The 17,374-nt window shown below is 69.1% G+C and carries 18 protein-coding genes; 11 read left to right on the top strand and 7 right to left on the bottom strand.

Going from position 1 to position 17,374, the window contains the following annotated elements:
- Positions 1-99 precede the first annotated feature (99 nt).
- The 4 genes from ATE62_RS17000 to ATE62_RS16985 all read left to right on the top strand — a co-directional run bounded on the left by ATE62_RS17000 (position 100) and on the right by ATE62_RS16985 (position 4,120).
- On the top strand, positions 100-1,371 hold the full coding sequence (locus ATE62_RS17000) for a metal-dependent hydrolase family protein (RefSeq protein ID WP_058808622.1): 1,272 nt from the start codon (positions 100-102) through the stop codon (positions 1,369-1,371).
- A gap of 297 nt (positions 1,372-1,668) precedes the next feature.
- Entirely contained in the window at positions 1,669-2,160 is a 492-nt protein-coding gene (locus tag ATE62_RS16995) for an FKBP-type peptidyl-prolyl cis-trans isomerase (protein WP_058808621.1), read from the top strand.
- Between the two features lie 2 nt (positions 2,161-2,162).
- The gene (pip, locus tag ATE62_RS16990) at positions 2,163-3,254 is read left to right on the top strand and encodes a prolyl aminopeptidase (RefSeq protein WP_058808620.1); all 1,092 of its coding nucleotides are present in this window, start codon (positions 2,163-2,165) and stop codon (positions 3,252-3,254) included.
- A complete protein-coding gene (locus ATE62_RS16985; RefSeq protein ID WP_058808619.1) occupies positions 3,254-4,120 on the top strand; it encodes a Rossmann-like and DUF2520 domain-containing protein in 867 nt (288 codons plus the stop codon). The genes pip and ATE62_RS16985 overlap by 1 nt, the downstream gene beginning before the upstream one ends.
- Positions 4,121-4,123: 3 nt before the next feature.
- Here the strand turns inward: ATE62_RS16985 and trmB are convergent, their stop codons facing one another.
- From trmB to lnt, 4 genes are all read right to left on the bottom strand, one after another.
- Positions 4,124-4,837 (bottom strand): tRNA (guanine(46)-N(7))-methyltransferase TrmB, encoded by a 714-nt coding sequence (gene trmB / locus ATE62_RS16980; protein WP_058808618.1) that lies wholly within the window; start codon positions 4,835-4,837, stop codon positions 4,124-4,126.
- Positions 4,838-4,878: 41 nt separating this feature from the next.
- The gene (locus tag ATE62_RS16975; protein WP_058808617.1) at positions 4,879-5,856 is read right to left on the bottom strand and encodes a hypothetical protein; all 978 of its coding nucleotides are present in this window, start codon (positions 5,854-5,856) and stop codon (positions 4,879-4,881) included.
- 89 nt (positions 5,857-5,945) lie between these two features.
- Positions 5,946-7,172: a methionine adenosyltransferase gene (metK, locus tag ATE62_RS16970; RefSeq protein ID WP_058808616.1), complete on the bottom strand. Its 1,227-nt coding sequence runs from the start codon at positions 7,170-7,172 to the stop codon at positions 5,946-5,948.
- A 50-nt stretch (positions 7,173-7,222) separates the two neighbouring features.
- Positions 7,223-8,890: an apolipoprotein N-acyltransferase gene (gene lnt / locus ATE62_RS16965; RefSeq protein ID WP_082662869.1), complete on the bottom strand. Its 1,668-nt coding sequence runs from the start codon at positions 8,888-8,890 to the stop codon at positions 7,223-7,225.
- Positions 8,891-8,994: 104 nt separating this feature from the next.
- On the opposite strand from lnt, the gene ATE62_RS16960 reads away from it, so the two are divergent.
- Positions 8,995-10,059: a hypothetical protein gene (locus ATE62_RS16960; protein ID WP_058808615.1), complete on the top strand. Its 1,065-nt coding sequence runs from the start codon at positions 8,995-8,997 to the stop codon at positions 10,057-10,059.
- A 9-nt stretch (positions 10,060-10,068) separates the two neighbouring features.
- On the opposite strand, the gene ATE62_RS16955 is transcribed toward ATE62_RS16960, so the two are convergent.
- The 3 genes from ATE62_RS16955 to ATE62_RS16945 are packed head-to-tail and all read right to left on the bottom strand — an operon-like array spanning position 10,069 to position 11,733.
- Positions 10,069-10,482 carry a DUF2141 domain-containing protein gene (locus tag ATE62_RS16955; protein WP_231736302.1) on the bottom strand — a complete coding sequence of 138 codons (414 nt, stop codon included), beginning with the start codon at positions 10,480-10,482 and terminating at the stop codon, positions 10,069-10,071.
- Entirely contained in the window at positions 10,445-11,209 is a 765-nt protein-coding gene (locus tag ATE62_RS16950) for a sterol desaturase family protein (RefSeq protein ID WP_058808614.1), read from the bottom strand. The genes ATE62_RS16955 and ATE62_RS16950 overlap by 38 nt, the downstream gene beginning before the upstream one ends.
- A complete protein-coding gene (locus ATE62_RS16945; protein ID WP_058808636.1) occupies positions 11,206-11,733 on the bottom strand; it encodes a GNAT family N-acetyltransferase in 528 nt (175 codons plus the stop codon). Before ATE62_RS16945 ends, ATE62_RS16950 begins: the two co-directional genes overlap by 4 nt.
- A 74-nt stretch (positions 11,734-11,807) precedes the next feature.
- On the opposite strand from ATE62_RS16945, the gene crtY reads away from it, so the two are divergent.
- The 6 genes from crtY to ATE62_RS16915 all read left to right on the top strand — a co-directional run bounded on the left by crtY (position 11,808) and on the right by ATE62_RS16915 (position 17,343).
- Positions 11,808-12,962 carry a lycopene beta-cyclase CrtY gene (gene crtY, locus ATE62_RS16940; RefSeq protein ID WP_058808613.1) on the top strand — a complete coding sequence of 385 codons (1,155 nt, stop codon included), beginning with the start codon at positions 11,808-11,810 and terminating at the stop codon, positions 12,960-12,962.
- Positions 12,959-14,449: a phytoene desaturase gene (locus ATE62_RS16935; protein ID WP_058808612.1), complete on the top strand. Its 1,491-nt coding sequence runs from the start codon at positions 12,959-12,961 to the stop codon at positions 14,447-14,449. Before crtY ends, ATE62_RS16935 begins: the two co-directional genes overlap by 4 nt.
- 96 nt (positions 14,450-14,545) lie before the next feature.
- Entirely contained in the window at positions 14,546-15,127 is a 582-nt protein-coding gene (locus ATE62_RS16930; RefSeq protein WP_058808611.1) for a TIGR00730 family Rossman fold protein, read from the top strand.
- Between the two features lie 184 nt (positions 15,128-15,311).
- Positions 15,312-16,259 (top strand): phytoene/squalene synthase family protein, encoded by a 948-nt coding sequence (locus tag ATE62_RS16925; protein ID WP_156420573.1) that lies wholly within the window; start codon positions 15,312-15,314, stop codon positions 16,257-16,259.
- Positions 16,256-16,822, top strand: coding sequence for a nicotinamide riboside transporter PnuC (pnuC, locus tag ATE62_RS16920; protein ID WP_058808610.1), 567 nt, complete (start codon positions 16,256-16,258; stop codon positions 16,820-16,822). Before ATE62_RS16925 ends, pnuC begins: the two co-directional genes overlap by 4 nt.
- Entirely contained in the window at positions 16,819-17,343 is a 525-nt protein-coding gene (locus tag ATE62_RS16915) for an AAA family ATPase (RefSeq protein WP_058808634.1), read from the top strand. The genes pnuC and ATE62_RS16915 overlap by 4 nt, the downstream gene beginning before the upstream one ends.
- Positions 17,344-17,374: the final 31 nt, after the last annotated feature.

Below are 17,374 nucleotides of genomic sequence, written 5' to 3'. Positions count from 1 at the left end.
TCCGCGCCGTCCGGGCCCACCCCAAACCGGCTCCCCCTTTGGCCCTTGCCCTCCCTCGTCCGGCACGCCACGATGGCGCGACAAAGCAGGGGAAATCGGATGCGTAAACTCGGACTCGTCGCCGCGGCGACGCTCGCGCTCATGGGCGGCACCGCCTACGCCAAGACCATAGTCATCTACGCCGGGCGCGTCATAACCGACGCCGACAAGCCCGCGCTCGGCGCCTCGACGGTCACCGTCGCCGACGACCGCATCGTCTCGATCGTCGAGGGCCGCGCGCCCGCGCCGGCCGATGCCGCGATCGTCGATCTCGGCGACAAGACGCTGCTTCCCGGCCTCATCGATCTCCACGTCCACCTGACCGGCGACCCCGGCGGCGACTATCGCAGCGAGGCGGTCGATCCCGACGAATGGGGCGTCGTCGTCGGCGTCAAGAACGCCGGCATCACGCTGCGCGCGGGCTTCACCACGGTGCGCGAGGCGGGGTCGGCGCAATATACCGCCTTCTCGCTGCGCCGCGGCACCGCCAACGGCTTCATCCAGGGGCCGCGCATCATCGCCGCGGGCCCGGCGCTGTCGATCGTCGGCGGCCACGGCGACGTCACGGGCTTTCGCGAGGATGTCCACGGCGTGCTCGACCAGGGCTATACCTGCACCGGCGCGACCGAATGCGCCGAAAAGGTGCGCAAGGCGTCGCGCGCGGGCGCCGACATCATCAAGATCACCGCGACCGGCGGCGTGCTGTCGCAGCAGGGCCGCGGGCTCGAAGGGCATTTCAGCAAGGCCGAGCTCGACAGCATCGCGGCCACCGCGCATTCGCTGGGCCTCAAGGTCATGGCGCATGCGCACGGCGCGCGCGGGATCGAGGATGCCGCCGCGGCGGGCATCGACACGATCGACCATGGCACTTTCGCCGACGACGCCGCGCTGAAGGTGATGAAGGCGAAGGGCAGCTATCTCGTGCCCACGCTGATGGCGTTCGAGGGGGTGAAGGCGCGGCTCGGCAAGGGCATCTACACCCCGACGGTCGAGGCCAAGGTGCGCATGACGATGGGCAGCGTCGGCAAGGCGGTGACGCGCGCCAAGGCGCTCGGCGTCCCCGTCGCCTTCGGCACCGACGCCGGGGTGTTCGAGCACGGCCTGAACGGCGGCGAATTCGCGCTGCTCGTCGCCAACGGCCTCACCCCGCGCGAGGCGCTGGCGAGCGCCACGACCGTGGCGGCGAAGGCGCTGTCGATGGAAAGCGAAATCGGCCGCATCGCGCCCGGCATGTCGGCGGACCTGATCGCGGTGTCGGGCGACCCGCTCGCCGACGTGCGCGTGCTGGAAAAGGTCGACTGGGTGATGGCGCGCGGACGGATCGCGGATTGAGGGGAAGGGGCGGAAACGGGCGGTGGCGGACATCCTAATCCTCCCTGTCGCGAAGCGATGGGGAGGGGGACCATGCGAAGCATGGTGGAGGGGTGGCCGCCCCAAACACTAACGCTTATGAAATCGACCCCTCCACCACCCTTCGGGTGGTCCCCCTCCCCACGGCTTCGCCGCAGGGAGGATTATTGCGCCCGCTCTCCACTCCAAAAGCCGCCCTTCCACCATTGCTTGCCGCCGACAGGGATTGCACCCACGCTCCGCCCCGCTATGCCCCGGTCTTCGCTTAAGGAGATCGCGATGACCTTGCCCCGCACCTTGTCCTTCCTTGCCGCGCTCACGCTCGCCGCCCCCGCCGCGGCGCAGGGCGAGCCGCCGGCGCAGCAGGTGACCACCGCCTGGCTCAACCGCCAGTCGGCGGCGCTCGCCGAGCGCCATGCGGGCAATGGCTGGAACGTCATGGAAAGCGGGCTCCGCTGGCGCCGGATCGCGGGGACGGGCGCGGGGCCGCGCCCCGGCGCGGACGATGCGGTCACCGTCCATTATGTCGGCACCTTCGTCGACGGGTCGGAATTCGACAGCTCGGTCGCGCGCGGCCAGCCCGCGACCTTTCCGCTCAGCCGCGTGATCAAGGGCTGGACCGAGGGCGTCCAATATATGGCGGTCGGCGACAAGGTCGAATTCGCCATCCCCTACGACCTCGGCTACGGCATCGGCGGCCGCGGCCCGATCCCCGGCGGCGCGACTTTGCTCTTCACCGTCGAATTGTTGTCGATCGGGGGAGGGGCTTGATCATGGATTTCTCGCGCCTCGAAACGTCGAGCAAGATCGGCCACGGCTGGGTGCATCCCGCGACGCCGGCGCTTCGCACCGGGCATCTCGCGGTCGACAGCGACCCCGACCACCGCCTCTATTGGGAGGAATATGGCAATCCCGCGGGCGAGCCGGTGATGTTCCTCCACGGCGGGCCGGGCGGCGCCTGTTCGCCCGAAATGGCGCGCTTCTTCGACCCCGCGCGCTACCGCGTGATCCTGTTCGACCAGCGCGGCTGCGGCAAGAGCGAGCCGACCGTCGCCTCGGCGGGCCCCGCGGTCGCGCTTGCCAAAAACACCACCGCCGACCTGATCGGCGATATCGAGAAATTGCGCGATGCGCTCGGCATCACGGGCCGGATGCACGTCTTCGGCGGCAGCTGGGGCAGCACGCTCGCCATGGCCTATGCCATCGAACATCCCGGCCATTGCGCCAGCCTGATCCTGCGCGGCATCTTCCTCGGCGCGGCCGAGGATCTCGACTATCTCTACCAGGGCAATGCCGCGACCTGGCACGCGGCGCCCTATGCGCTCACCGCGCCCGGCGCGTACATCAGCTATCCCGCGGAATGGGGCGAGCTTCTGTCGGTGCTGACCGTCGAGGAACGCCGCGACGTCATGGCGGCGTACAAGCGCATCTTCGACATGGTCCCGGCGAGCGACGCCGAGCGCGACAAGCAGCTCCACGCCGCGGTCACCTGGTCGCTCTGGGAAGGCGTGATCTCGAACATGATCCCCGAATCGGCGGCAACGGGCAAGTTCGGCGACGCCGATTTCGCGCTCTGCTTCGCGCAGATCGAGGCGCATTATTTCGCGAACAATCTGTTCATCGAGCCCGGCCATCTGCTGGGCAGCGCCGATGTGCTCGCGAAAATCCCGGTGCATATCGTCCACGGCCGCTTCGACCAGGTCTGCCCGCTGACGCAGGCCTCGCGGCTGGTCGATGCGCTGCGCCGGGCGGGGGTCGAGCCTGCGACCTATGTGGTGACCAACGCCGGGCACAGCGCGATGGAGCGCGAAAACGCCCTCGCGCTGACCGCGATCATGGACGGGCTGCCAAAGCTTACGGGCTGATGGGCGTCCGCTACCAGCGCGTCGGCATTGCCGGATCGGGCCGCGTCGCGCGCGCGTTGGCGCTGGCACTCGCACCGCGCTCGGCCGCGCCGGTGCTGCTGTGGGGACGCTCGCTCGACCGGGTGCACGAGGCCGCTGCTACGGTTGGCGGTGCGGTCGCGGATAACGGCGCCGACCTCATTGCAAGCTGCGACCTGATCGTCATCGCGGTCGCCGATGCCGCGCTCGCCGAGGTCGCGACCGGGCTCGCCGAAGCCCTCGCGCCCGGCACCGAACCCTTTATCTGCCACGTCAGCGGCGGCAGCGGCGCCGCGATCCTCGCACCGCTCCACGCCCGCGGCGCGCTCACCGCGGCGGTGCACCCCGCGATGACCTTCACTGGCGATCCGACGCAGGAAGTGGAGCGCATGGCCGGCGCGCGCTTCGCGATCACCGCGCCCGACAGCGAAGCCCTCGCCGAAGCGCGCACCCTCGTTTCCCTCCTCGGCGGCATCGCGGTCGAGATCGCCGAGGACCGTCGCGCGCTCTACCACGCCGCGCTGTCGCACGCCGCGAACCATCTGGTCACGCTGATAAGCGGCGCCGCGCACGCACTCCGCGCCGCGGGCGCCGACGAGCCCGAAGCCTTGCTCGCCCCGCTCGTCCGTGCGGCTCTGGAAAATAGCCTCGAACACGGCTTCGACGCGCTGTCGGGCCCGCTGCTGCGCGGCGACGCCGACACGATCCGCACCCATCTCGACGCAATCGCGCGCGACTGTCCCGACCTGCTCCCCGACTATCGCGCGATGGCGCTGGCGACGCTGGACGAACTCGCCCGATCCGGAAAAGCCATATCGCCCGACCTGCGGGCGATCCTGACCGGCTAGGTCTCAGCGCCGCCGGTAGCGAAAATACCAGACCTCGTGCCCCAGGGTGCGCGCCTTGGCTTCGTAGCGCGTCTCGGGCCAGCCCGCGGGGCGGGTCAGGAAGTCCTTGGCGTCCTTCGCCAGCCATTCATATTGGTGGCGGTGACGCCGCATCACCATCAGCGCATGCTCGAGATAGACGGGATGGTCGGTGCCGAAACGGAACTCGCCGCCGGGCTTCAGCTTCGCCGCGATCAGGTCGAGCGGGCCGTCGTTCATCATCCGCCGCTTCGCATGGCGCGCCTTGGGCCAGGGGTCGGGGTGGAGCAGATAGGCGAAGGCGAGCGCGCCGTCGGGAATGCGGCGCAGCACCTCGAGCGCGTCGCCATGGTGGATGCGCACATTGCCCAGCGGCAGGCTCTTGCCATGGTCGCCCGCGACATGGACCAGCGCCTGCGCCACCCCGTTGATGAAGGGCTCGGCGCCGATGAAGCCATGGTCGGGCAGCATGTCGGCGCGCCCCGCCATATGCTCGCCGCCGCCGAAGCCGATTTCGAAATGCAGCGGGCGTTCCTCGCCGAACAGCCGCGCGGCGGTGACCTCGCCCTCGGCGGGCACCGCGATCTGCGGCAACAACGTGTCGACCAGGTCCTGCTGCCCCGCGCGCAGGGGTTTGCCTTTCGAACGGCCATAGAGGCGGTTGATCGTGGTCGGATCGCCGGGCTTGTACGCAGTCATGCCGCGCGCGTTAGCGCGGCGCGGCCGCGCGCGGAAGGGCTTTATGGCCGGACGGGCGCCGGTTGCACCGGCCAGGTCGGGATCGCCGTGACCATGCGCTTCGCCTCGGCCATGTCGAGCACGCGCTGCGGTGAGGGCAGGCGGCTTTGCGCGGGCATGATCGTCGCCTGGTGCGCGGTCAGGAAATTGACCGAATGATAGCGCGCGCGGCCGCTGCCCTGCGGCTGGACGAGGAAGGCCTTGCCATTGTCGCCGCTCGCCAGCAGGTAGCGGTCGCGCGCGCCGTCGGGGCGATAGACCGCGAAATTGCCGCGCACCACGCGCTCGAGGCACCAGAGCTTCGCCTCGATCCGCGCCGCGGGGCTCTTCACGCCGGCGGTCAGCGCCGCGACGGTCAGCGTCGAATTGCCGGCTTCGGCGGCCTTGGCGAGCTTGGGCTTGCAATCGGCGACTGGCACCGCCGCGGCCGCGCTGCCGGGGGGCAGCGTCAGCTCGGCGATGACGCCCTCCATCCAGTCGGCCATGTCCTGCGGCGTCAGCGTCGCGCTGTTGGCGCGCAATTTGACATACCAGTCGCCGACCTCGAACAGCGCGACCCCGGTGCTCTTGATGCCCTCGACCTCGGTCGGCGCATAGACCGCCTTGAGGCCGCTCGCCGCGCCCTGCCCCGGCGGGGTGAAGGCACGCGGCGGCACCGCGAGCACGGGGTTCTTGAGGTCGGCGCGCAGTATGATCGCGCGCTGCGCCTGCGCGAACCACAGGGGCACCGCGCCGTTGGTGTCGCGAAAGATCGACAGCGTCAGCGACTGGCGCCCGTCCTCCGACGCGAAATTCTGGCTGATCTCGAGCTCGGGCGCGGCGAAGCTCGTCGCGCGCACGCGGGGCAGCTCGTCGAGCGCCGCAGGGATGGTGATCCCGCTATGCGCATGCGTCCAGGGCTTGCCCGGCTTGACCGGCAATCTGTCCTGCGCGGCGGCGGGCGCCATCGCGGCGACAAGCGGCGCCAGCAAAAAAACCATAAGATGCCAGCGGCTTGCCATCGCGCATCCTTCCCGACCCCACAGCTAGCTGTCAGATCGGCGCGGCGATGGCAAGCGCCTGCAAAGGCTCAGCCGGCGAGCGCGGCCTTGAGCCTGTCGACCAGGTCGGTACGCTCCCAGGGGAAGGCTTCGCCCGTCGCGGTGCGGCCGAAATGGCCATAGGCCGCGGTCTGCTTGTAGATCGCCTTGTTGAGGCCGAGGTGGGTGCGGATGCCCTTCGGCGTCAGGCGCACGAGTTGCGGGATCGCGGCTTCGAGCGCGGCTTCGCTGACGCCCTCGGCGGCGGTGCCGTGCAGGTCGACATAGATCGACAGCGGCTCGGCAACGCCGATCGCATAGGAGAGCTGGATCGTGCAGCGGCGCGCGAGGCCCGCGGCGACGATATTCTTGGCGAGATAGCGGGTGATGTACGCCGCCGAACGGTCGACCTTGGTCGGGTCCTTGCCGCTGAACGCGCCGCCGCCGTGCGGGCTGGCGCCGCCGTATGTGTCGACGATGATCTTGCGGCCGGTGACGCCCGCGTCGCCGTCGGGCCCGCCGATCTCGAAGCGGCCCGTGGGATTGATGTGATAGACGGTGTTCGCGGTCAGCAGCTCGGCGGGCAGCACGTCGGCGATCACGCCGAGCACATATTTGCGCAGCTCCTGGTACTTCGCCTCGTCGCCTTCGCCATTGTGCCAATAATAGCCCGGCGCATGCTGGGTCGACACGACGATCGCGGTCGCCTCGACCGGGCGCTCGTTGGCGTAGCGCAAGGTGACCTGGCTCTTGGTGTCGGGCTCGAGGAAGGGCGCGGTGCCGGCCTTGCGGTCGGCGGCCATGCGCTCGAGGATCTTGTGGCTGTAATCGAGCGTCGCGGGCATCAGGTCGGGGGTCTCGTCCGACGCATAGCCGAACATGATGCCCTGGTCGCCCGCGCCCTCGTCCTTGTCGCCGCTCTCGTCGACGCCCTGCGCGATATGCGCCGACTGCGCGTGCAGGTTGTTCTCGAAGCGGAAGGTCTTCCAGTGGAAGCCGTCCTGCTCGTACCCGATTTCCCTGACCGTGTTGCGCACGGTCGCCTCGATTTCCTCGAGCGCGCCCGGCGCCCACTCGTCATTCTCGAACACGCCCTTGCAGCGGATCTCGCCCGCGAGCACGACGAGCTGGGTCGTGGTCAGCGTCTCGCACGCGACGCGCGCCTCGGGGTCCTTCGACAGGAACAGGTCGACGATCGAATCGCTGATCTGGTCCGCGACCTTGTCGGGATGGCCTTCGGACACGCTTTCGGAAGTGAAGAGGAAGCTGTTGCGCATGGGAGCCTTCTTGGAACGAATATAAAGGAAGCTTTATGTCGGGGGCGCTGTTAGCGCCCGCGCCGCCGAAAGGCAATGGCGGCCGCGAGCAGCAGCAGCGCAAAACCGACGGGCAGCGCATTGCCGTAGCGCGCGAACAAGGTCGGCGCGTGCGCGGGCGGCACCACCGTGTCGATCCGCCCGGGCTGGTGCATCGGGACCGAATCGAGGATGCGGCCGTCGGCGTCGATCACCGCGCTGATCCCGGTCGGGGTCGATCGGATGACGGGCAGCCCCTCCTCGATCGCGCGCAGCCGCGCCTGTGCCAGATGCTGCGGCGGGCCCCACGAGCCGAACCAGGCGTCGTTCGAGGGGTTGAAGATAAAGTCGGGGCGATGGGCGCGGTCGACGACCTGCCCCGAAAAGATGATCTCGTAACAGACCTGCAGCCCCGCCCTCCCGAAGCGGCCGAGGTCGAGCGTCCTCGGCCCCGGTCCCGGCCAGAAATCGATGTCGCCTGGGGCCAGGCGCGAAAGTCCGATCGCCGACAGCAAGGGCCGCATCGGCAGATATTCGCCATAGGGGACGAGGTGCGCCTTGTCGTAGCGCGGGCCGAGGCTGCCGTCGGCGTGCACCGTCAGCACCGCGTTGCGCGCGCCGATGGCGTCGCCCGTCTTGTCGAATTCGAGCTTGAGCCCGCCGAGCAGCATCAGGTCTTGCGCGTTCATCAACGCCACCAGCCGCGCGCGCGCCGCGGCGGGCGAGCGGTCGTAATAGACGAAGGGATAGCCGGTCTCGAGATAGTCGGGGATCGCCGCCTCGGGCCACAGGATCAGCCGCGGGGTCTCGCTCTTCGCCGCGGTCAGCCGCGCGAGCTTGGCGAAATTGGCGTCGGCCTTTGCGCCGACCCATTTGTCCTGCTGCCCGACATTGGGCTGGACGACGGTGATGGGGATGTTTTTCGGTCTTGGCGCGTCGGCCGAGCTGACGGCGGTGTGCACCACATTGCCGACCGCGCTGGTTTGGACGAAGATCCCGGCAATGAGCGCAACGGCGAGCAATATGCCGCCAAGGAAGATGGTCGGAAACGTGCCGTCCTTCAGCGAAGGGCCGAGGGCCCGCCGCCATGCGGGCAGCCATTGCACCGCCTGGACAATGATAAACCCGGCGGCCAGCATGACGATCGCGGACATGCCGTAAGTGCCGACCAGCCGCGTCGGCGAAAGCAACGGTGACATCGGGGTGACGCTGGCGCTCAGCGGGTTCCATGCGAAACCGGTGAAGACCCAGCTGCGCAGCCATTCGGTCAGCGTCCAGAGCGCGGCAAAGGCGAGGATGAAGGACAGCGTGGGTGCGGCGCTCGTTCCGCTCCCGAACCGCGCGACCATCCACGCCCCCCACGCCGCGAGCGCGGGATAGACGGCGAGATACAGCGCCAGCAGCACCACCGCGATCCACCCGAGCCACGCGGGCATCGCCGCCTGATAGGTGAAGGCGGTCGCGATCCAGTTCAGCCCGATCGTGAAATGCCCGACCCCGAAGGCCCAGCCGATACCGAGCGCGCGCCAGCCCTTCGGAGCGCGCGCCACCAGCGCCATCCACCCCGCGAGCGCGATCAAAGTCAGCGGCCACAGGTGGAGCGGCGCGAACCCCGTCGCCGAGAGGGCGCCGAGCAACAGGGCCAGAAGCTTGGGCCAGCGGTCGGCGAAAGCGGCGATGCGGGAGGAGAGCGCGGTCACGCGCGCTGCTTTAGCGGGGTGGCGATGTCCCCACAATGGCGCTTGCCAAGCCCCGGCGATTTCGCCAGCATTCGGGCGGGGTCGCGCCTTCACGGGAGGCGCATATGTGGTGGGCGATGCTCGCGCTGCTGTCGGGCAGCCATGTCGACCTGGTCAATAATCCGGCGGAGCTGCGCGTCTGTGCCGCCGCGGCCGAACTGTCGGCGCAGCAGGCCGAGCGCAAGGGCGTCGACGCTTTCGACGTCAAGCTGAACCGCATGGTGGCGAAAATCTATGTCGACCGGCTGCGCGAACTCGGCGCCGGCGATGCCGCGGCGCTGGCCGCGGTGCAAAAGGGGCTCGGCGATTCCCCTGCCGAAATGGCGCTTTACGACAAATGCCAGACGATCGTGATGGCGATGCCCGCCGACGGATCGCTGCTGGAGGGCGCACAAGCCGCCGATGCGATAGCCAGCGCCGCCGGCGACGCATCGGCCGCCGCCGCCGAACCCGAGGAAGCGGTGCATGACGGCGATGCCCTGCTCGCCGGGCTGTCCGAGCCGCGCCGCGGCGAAGTGCGCTGCGCGACGATCGCCAGCGCGCTGATGTACGATGTCGGGCGCGGCGTGTCCGACAAAAGCTATGGCCTGACCGCCGCCGGCGCCGAGACGCTCGCCGGGCGGCTGGCCGAGGCGATCATGACCGAAACGGGAATGAGCGAGGCCGAGGTCCGCGCCGCCTACAAGGCCGATTTCGAGGAATTCACCGCCGCCATGCTCGGCGAGGAGCAAGACGAAAAGGCCGCACTGGCGATGGTCGAGGCCGGGGTGGCGCAATGCCGGCCGCTCTATGACAGCATCGACCTGTCGGGCGACGGCGACGGTGCGGTGACCGGGCTGACCCCGGCGGCGATGCTGGGCGGCGCCGCGGCGCCCGATGCCGCACAATGCTACGCGATCATGGCGCGCTTTTTGCCGGGCATGCCGAAGGAGAGCAAGGAGGCCAAGGCGTTCGGCGACATCGTCGCGCGGCTCGAACAACGCCATTACGCCGACCATGGCCAGACGGCCGAAGCCGCCGCCGATCTCGCCGCCGCTGTCGCGGGCTTCGACGATGCCGCGTTCGAAGCCTTGCCCGAGGCGGAGGCCGAAACGCAGATGGGTCATTGCATGGACCTGGCGGGCCGATAGCCGCGCCGCCTACAGCATATATTTCATCTTGATCGCCTGCGCGGTGTCGCCGCTCACGGCGAAGCTCGCCGACTTGAAGCTCGGCGCCCCCACCGTGATCGTCGGGTTGCGCGAGAAGCCGAAGCCCTCCTTCGGCAGGAAGATCGCGAGGTCCATCTTATTGTTGCTGTTCTCGTCGTGGACGACCGCGATCGCATAGGTCCCCGCCGCGGGCGCCGCGACCTTGAAATGCGCCGCGTCGGCGGCCTTCACCGCCAGCTTCACCGACGCCTTGTCCTTGCTGCAGTCGGGAAAGGCCTTGGCGTTGGTCGTCAGGCAGACGAGCACCTGTCCCTTGGTGTTGCGCAGGCCCGTCAGGCTGACGTCGATGCTAGGCCTGCCGGATTCAGGAGGGGGGGCGCTCGCCGCGGTCAGCGACAGCAAAACTGCCCCCAAAACTGCCCAACCCCAGATCGGTACCGCATGCCTTGTCCCAGAAGCGGAAATAAAGCCCATAATTCCCCCGGTAAGCGGCGTGATGCTGCTGATGGTGCGTCGCCGTTATCAGCCAGCGCCCTGCCGGTCCATGAACAAGCGCGCGCGGAAACATCTCCCACCCCATATGATTGCCGACCCCCATCACCGTCATGATCGTCAGCACGAGCCCCAGCACCACGACATGGATCGGGATCAGGAAGACCAGCGCCGGGATCACCACCGCGCCGGTGATCGCCTCGACCGGGTGAAAGCTCATCGCCGCCCAGGCGGTGGGCGGGCGGCTGTCGTGATGCACCGCATGCGCGATGCGGAACCACTTCGGCCGGTGCATCCAGCGGTGGGTCCAGTAAAACCATGTGTCGTGGATCAGCAGATAGGCCAGCAGGCTGACCGGCAGGTACCAGAGCGGAAAGGCGCCGACATCGGTGTAGATCCGCGTCCAGCCATGCGCCTGCCACCCCCAGGCGACGACCCCCGCGGGCACGCCATAGATCGCCGCGCTCGCGAGGCTCCAGCCGATCTCGCGCTTCATCTGGCCCTCGAGCCCGCGATAGAGTCCCGGATGCCGGATCCGCGTCGCGAGTGCGAAGCCCCCGCTGCTGATCAGATAGCGCACCCCGACGATCGCGGTCATCGCGAGCGCCGACAGCAGGATGGCGAGCGTCGTGGTCATGCCGGCGGACTCACCATGCCGTCGCCCAGGCTGCGCTGCATATAGACGGTGTCGAGCCAGCGCCCGTGCTTCCATCCCATGCCCGCGAGCCGGCCGGCATGGACGAAACCGCACGCGGCGTGGAGCGCGACCGAGGCGGGCTCGGCGCCGCCGATCACCGCGACCATCGTGCGGAAACCGCGCGCTTCGGCGGCGACCAGCAGCGCTTCGAGCAAGGCGCGCCCGACCCCGCGCCCCTGCGCGGCGGGTGCGACATAGATGCTGTCCTCGCACGCCCAGGCATAGGCGGCGCGCGGGCGGAACTGGCTGGCATAGGCATAGCCGAGCAGCGCGCCATCGGCATCGCGCGCGGCGAGGAAGGGCCAGCCTCGTTCCAGATGATCGGCGATCATCGCCTCGGTCGCGGCGACGCTGCGCGGCTCGGTGTCGTAGCTTGCGGTGCCGTGCGCGACATGATGCGCATAGATTGCGGCGATCGCGGCCGCGTCGTCGGTCGTGGCGGGCTGGATGCGCGGGTCGGGCATGGATTCGGGATAGCGCGTGCACGCCATGGCGCAATCGCTTTGCGCCGTCCGCCAAGCGCGGCTAGGACCGCAGGATGACCAGCGCCGCCCCTTCCTGCGACATTGCCATCGTCGGCGGCGGACTCGCGGGCGGGCTCGCGGCATTGGCGCTCGCGGCAAAGCGGCCCGACCTCGACATACGGCTGGTCGAGCCCGAGGCGATCGGCGGCAATCATATCTGGTCCTTCTTCGACGGCGACATCGCCGCGCAGGACCGCTGGCTCGTCGCGCCGCTCGTGCGCCATTATTGGCACGGCTACGACGTGCGCTTCCCGCACCACGCGCGCACCCTGCGCATGGGCTACAAGAGCATCACCGGCGAGGCGCTGGCCGAGGCGGTCGCCGCGGCGCTGCCCGCCGATCGTATCGTCGCCGACCGCGCCAAGCATGTCGCCCCCGACCATATCCTCTTCGGCCGCGGCGGGCGGCTCGATGCGAAGCATGTCATCGATGCGCGCGGCGCGGGCAATCTCGCGGGCCTCACCTGCGGCTGGCAGAAATTCGTCGGGCAGGCGCTGACCGTCAAGGGCGGCCACGGCCTCGCGCACCCGGTGGTGATGGACGCGCGCGTCGCGCAGCTCGACGGCTATCGTTTCGTCTATCTGCTGCCGCTCGACGAAGCGACGATCTTCGTCGAGGACACCTATTACAGCGACAGCCCCGATCTCGACGCCGACCTGGTCCGCGAACGCATCGGCGCCTATGCCGCCTGGCGCGAGTGGGAGGTCATAGGCCATACGCGCGAGGAAACCGGCGTGCTGCCCGTCGTCATCGCGGGCGATTTCGACCGTTTCTGGCCCGCGGGCGACAAGGTCGGGCGCATCGGCACCCGCGCCGGGGCGTTCCACGCGACAACCGGCTATTCGCTCCCCGACGCGGTGCGCACCGCCGCGGCGCTGCCGGGGCTGGTCGACGGCGCCGATCTCGGCGCGAAGCTGCGCGAACGCGCGGCGCGCGGCTGGCGGCGCCAGCGCTTCTACCGCCTGCTCGACACGATGCTCTTCCGCGCCGCCGAACCCGCCGAGCGCGTGCGGATCTTCGAGCGTTTCTATCGCCTCTCGCCGCGGCTGATCGCGCGCTTCTACGCCGGGCAATCGACGCGCGGCGACAAGCTCCGCATCCTGTCGGGCAAGCCGCCGGTCCCGGTCGGCCGCGCGCTCGGCGCGATCCGCAAGTTCGACTGGAAATGAGCCGAAAAGCCATCGTCATCGGCGCCGGTTTCGGCGGCCTCGCGCTTGCGATCCGGCTGCAGTCGGCGGGGGTCGCGACGACGATCGTCGAGGCGCGCGACAAGCCCGGCGGGCGCGCCTATCACTGGAAACGGGACGGCTTCACCTTCGACGCCGGGCCGACGGTGATCACCGACCCGCCGTGCCTGCACGAGCTGTGGGCCTTGAGCGGGCAGGACATGGCCACCGACGTCGACCTCGTCCCGGTGATGCCCTTCTACCGCCTCAACTGGCCCGACGGCACCAACTTCGACTATTCGAACGACGAGGCCGCGCTCGCCGCCGAGATCGCGCGGCTCAATCCCGCCGATGCCCTGGGCTACGAGAAATTCCTGACCTATTCGAAGGGCGTCTACGAACAGGGTTATGTGAAGCTCGGCGCGGTCGCCTTCCTCGACTTCGCGTCGATGATCAGGGCGGCGCCCGCGCTGATGAAATATCAGGCGTGGCGCAGCGTCTATTCGATCGTCTCCTCCTATGTGCAGGACGAAAGGCTGCGCCAGGCCCTGTCCTTCCACACGCTGCTGGTGGGCGGCAACCCGATGACGACCAGCAGCATCTATGCGCTGATCCACACGATCGAAAAGGACGGCGGCGTCTGGTTCGCGCGCGGCGGCACCAATGCGCTGGTCGCCGGCATGGTGCGCCTGTTCGAGCGGCTCGGCGGCACGCTCCGCCTAGGCGATCCGGTGACGCGCATCGAAACGACCGGCGACCGCGCGACGGGCGCGACGACCGCGAGCGGCTGGCGCGGCACCGCCGATATGGTGGCGACCAACGGCGACCTGATGCACAGCTACCGCGACCTGCTCGATCACCAGCGCGGGCCCAAGGTCGCGAAAAGCCTTGCGCGCAAGCGCTGGTCGCCCTCGCTCTTCGTCGTCCATTTCGGGGTGAAGGGCGACTATCCCGATATCGCGCACCACAGCATCCTCTTCGGCCCGCGCTACAAGGGCCTGCTCGACGACATCTACCGGAACGGCGTCGTGCCGCAGGATTTCTCGCTCTACCTCCACCACCCCAGCATCACCGACCCCGGCATGGCGCCGCCCGGCCATGCGAGCTTCTATGCGCTCGCCCCCGTCGCGCATCTGGGCAAGGCGCAGGCCGACTGGAACGGCGATTTCGGGCGCCAGTTCGCCGATGCGATTTTGGACGAGGTCGAGGCACGCGTGCTTCCGGGCCTTCGCGCCAATCTCGTCACGCGCTTCCACTACACCCCCGCCGATTTCGGCCGCGACCTCTCGGCGCATCTCGGCAGCGCCTTCAGCCTCGAACCCGTGCTCTGGCAGAGCGCATATTTCCGCGCGCACAACCGCGACGATGCGATCGGCAATCTCTATTTCGTCGGCGCGGGGACGCATCCCGGCGCCGGGATTCCGGGCGTAGTCGGCAGCGCCAAGGCAACCGCTGCTCTAATGCTCGAATCCCAAAGCCGTTCGCCCTGAGCTTGTCGAAGGGCCGTTCTTCCTTCAAAGGCGCAGGAAGAAGTACAGGGCTTCGACAGGCTCAGCCCGAACGGAATTTGTGAAAGCAACCCAGCAATGAAACGCCTCGCCGTCTATTGTGGCTCCGCCACCCCCGCCGACCCGATCTATATCGACACCGCGCGCCATGTCGGGCGCACCCTCGCCGAAAAGGGCATCGGCGTCGTCTATGGCGGCGGCCGCCTCGGGCTGATGGGCGCGGTCGCCGACAGCGCGCTCGAAGCCGGCGGCGAAGTCATCGGCGTGATCCCCGACGCGCTCGTCGGCAGCGAGGTCGCGCACCGCGGCTGTACCGAGCTGCACGTCGTCAGTGGCATGCACGAGCGCAAGCGCATGTTCACCGACCTCAGCGACGGTTTCCTCACCATCCCCGGCGGCGTCGGCACGATGGACGAACTGTGGGAAGCGATCAGCTGGGCGCAGCTCGGCTATCATGCGAAGCCCGTCGGGCTGCTCAACGCCGCGGGTTTCTACAACGACCTCATCGCCTTCAACCAGCATATGATATCGGTTGGCTTCATCCGCCCCGCGCACGCCGGGATCATGGTCGTCGACGCCAGCCTCGAGCCGCTGCTCGACAAGATGGCGGCCTATCAGCCGCACGCGCCGATCTTCGCGATGAAGGCCGACGATTTGTAATGGAATGGCCGGGGGGCCATTTTCTCCCCTCCCGCTTGCGGGTGGGGTCGGGGGAGGGCCTGTTGGTCGGCTCTCGCTCCGCGACATGCCCTCCCAGTTTCAGGTTGATCAGCCCCCGGCTGATCAAGAATGTGCTGGGGGCACATTCGACCTGGAACTCCCCTCCCGCCTGCGGGAGGGGAATTTGACGTACGACCCACACGACCTGCACGGCTTCGCGCACGACAGCATCGCGCAGGGCTCGAAAAGCTTCGCGCTCGCCAGCCGGTTGTTCGACCGCGAAACGCGCGAGCGCGTCTGGCTGCTCTACGCCTGGTGCCGCGCCGCCGACGACCTGACCGACGGGCAGGACCATGGCGGCGCGATGACCGTGGGCCACGACGCGAAGGCCGCGGTCGCGCGCATCCGCGACCTCACCGACCGGGCCTATGCGGGCGAGCCGACCGGCGAACGCGCCTTCGACGCGCTCGGCTATCTGCTCACCGAAGTCGCGATCCCGCGCGCGGTGATCGACGATATCGTCGCGGGCTTCGCACTCGACGCCGCCGACTGGCGTCCGCGCAGCGAGGCCGACCTGCTGCGCTATAGCTATCATGTCGCGGGCGCCGTCGGCGTCGCGATGGCGCTCGTCATGGGCATCGATCCCGCTGACGAGACCACGCTCGACCGCGCCTCCGACCTCGGCATCGCCTTTCAGCTCGCCAATATCGCGCGCGACGTCGCCGAGGATGCCGCCGCCGACCGCTGCTATCTGCCCGTCGAATGGATGGTCGAGCTCGACATCCCGCCGGGCCAGCATATGCACCCCGCCTTCCGCCCGCGGCTGTCGATCATGGCCAAATGGCTCTCCGAAATGGCCGAGGAATATGAGGCGTCGGCGCGCTGGGGCGCGCGCAAGCTGCCGCCGCGCAGCCGCTGGGCGGTGCTCGCCGCGGCGGGCATCTATGGCGACATCGCGCGCGAGGTGCGCGCGCGCGGCGACCATGCATGGGATCACCGCGCGGGCACCTCGCTCGTCGCCAAATTGGGCTGGGTCGCGCGCGCCGGCTGGTCGGTGCTGCGCCGCCCGCCGCAACGGCGGATCAGCCGCGAGGGCCTCTGGACGCGGCCGCGGATCGGCGCGGCGGCATGACCGAATGGGAATGGGTGGCGGCGGGCTTCGTGCTCGTCAACGTCGCGCTCGTCGCGCGGCGCAGCGTCTGGAACTATCCCTTCGCGCTCGTCGCGGTCAGCCTCTACGCGGTCATCTTCTACGAGCAGCGCTTCTATTCGGACATGCTGCTCCAGGGCTTTTTCTTCGCGCTCAACATCTATGGCTGGATCGGCTGGACGCGCGCGCGCGGCGACGACGGCGTTCCCGTCGGCTGGCTGCCACCGGTGCAGCGTGCGCAATGGGCCGCGGGCATCTTCATCGCCTGGGCGGGGTGGAGCTTCGCGATGGCGAGCTATACCGACGCCGCGGCGCCCTGGGCCGACGGCGCGATCGCGATGACCAGCGTTGCGGCGCAATGGCTGCTCGCGCGCCGCCGCGTCGAAAGCTGGATCTTGTGGATCCTCGTCGACCTGATCGCGGTGCCGCTCTTCGCCTCGCGCGGCCTCTATGCGACGAGCGCGGTCTATCTGCTCCTCCTCGGCCTCTCGGTCGCCGGCCTCATCGAATGGCGCCGCGCCGCGCGCGCGGGCGTATCGGCATGACCCGCCACATCTGCCTCCACGGCGCCGAAAGCACCGGCAAGTCGGCGCTCGCGCCGCGGCTCGCCGCACGGCTCGGCGCGCTGGTCGTCCCCGAATATGGCCGCGCATATTGCGAAGCGAACGGCACCGACCTCGACGCCGCCGACCTGCGCGCGATCTTCGAGGGCCATGTCGCCGCGACGCAGCTCGCGCTCGCGCAGCGGCCGGCATGGCTCGTCTCCGATACCGATCCGCTGATGACGCAGGCCTGGGCGATCATGCTGCTCGGCCGCCGCCTGCCCGAGATCGACGAATGGGACGCGGTCGCCGACCTCTACCTCGTCCCCGCGATGGACCTGCCCTGGCAGGAGGACGGCACGCGGCTCTTCGGCAGCGATTCGGCGCGCCGCCAGTTCATGGACGTCGCGCTCGCCGAACTCGACCGCCGCAAGCTGCGCTGGGCGTGGGTCGAGGGCACGGGCGACGCGCGCCTCGCCAGCGCGCTCGCAGCGATTCAGGCGGCGGTGCTCGGCGACGGGTGAGGGAATATCCGACCGCAAAATGGGATGTAAT

It is taken from the genome of Sphingopyxis sp. HIX (genome assembly GCF_001468285.1).
In the GTDB taxonomy this organism is placed as follows: Bacteria; Pseudomonadota; Alphaproteobacteria; order Sphingomonadales; family Sphingomonadaceae; genus Sphingopyxis.
The sequence above is the reverse complement of the archived record's forward strand: the minus strand, read 5'-3'. Positions and strand labels throughout refer to the sequence as shown.

Coding starts and splice junctions, on each gene's coding strand:
- ATE62_RS16960 (WP_058808615.1), top strand. CDS start 8,995: ATGTGGTGGGCGATGCTCGCGCTGCTGTCGGGCAGCCATGTCGACCTG.
- metK (WP_058808616.1), bottom strand. CDS start 7,172: ATGCGCAACAGCTTCCTCTTCACTTCCGAAAGCGTGTCCGAAGGCCAT.
- pip (WP_058808620.1), top strand. CDS start 2,163: ATGGATTTCTCGCGCCTCGAAACGTCGAGCAAGATCGGCCACGGCTGG.
- trmB (WP_058808618.1), bottom strand. CDS start 4,837: ATGACTGCGTACAAGCCCGGCGATCCGACCACGATCAACCGCCTCTAT.
- ATE62_RS16950 (WP_058808614.1), bottom strand. CDS start 11,209: ATGACCACGACGCTCGCCATCCTGCTGTCGGCGCTCGCGATGACCGCG.
- ATE62_RS16930 (WP_058808611.1), top strand. CDS start 14,546: ATGAAACGCCTCGCCGTCTATTGTGGCTCCGCCACCCCCGCCGACCCG.
- ATE62_RS16935 (WP_058808612.1), top strand. CDS start 12,959: ATGAGCCGAAAAGCCATCGTCATCGGCGCCGGTTTCGGCGGCCTCGCG.
- ATE62_RS16945 (WP_058808636.1), bottom strand. CDS start 11,733: ATGCCCGACCCGCGCATCCAGCCCGCCACGACCGACGACGCGGCCGCG.
- ATE62_RS16985 (WP_058808619.1), top strand. CDS start 3,254: ATGGGCGTCCGCTACCAGCGCGTCGGCATTGCCGGATCGGGCCGCGTC.
- ATE62_RS16915 (WP_058808634.1), top strand. CDS start 16,819: ATGACCCGCCACATCTGCCTCCACGGCGCCGAAAGCACCGGCAAGTCG.
- crtY (WP_058808613.1), top strand. CDS start 11,808: ATGACCAGCGCCGCCCCTTCCTGCGACATTGCCATCGTCGGCGGCGGA.
- ATE62_RS16995 (WP_058808621.1), top strand. CDS start 1,669: ATGACCTTGCCCCGCACCTTGTCCTTCCTTGCCGCGCTCACGCTCGCC.
- ATE62_RS16975 (WP_058808617.1), bottom strand. CDS start 5,856: ATGGTTTTTTTGCTGGCGCCGCTTGTCGCCGCGATGGCGCCCGCCGCC.
- ATE62_RS17000 (WP_058808622.1), top strand. CDS start 100: ATGCGTAAACTCGGACTCGTCGCCGCGGCGACGCTCGCGCTCATGGGC.
- pnuC (WP_058808610.1), top strand. CDS start 16,256: ATGACCGAATGGGAATGGGTGGCGGCGGGCTTCGTGCTCGTCAACGTC.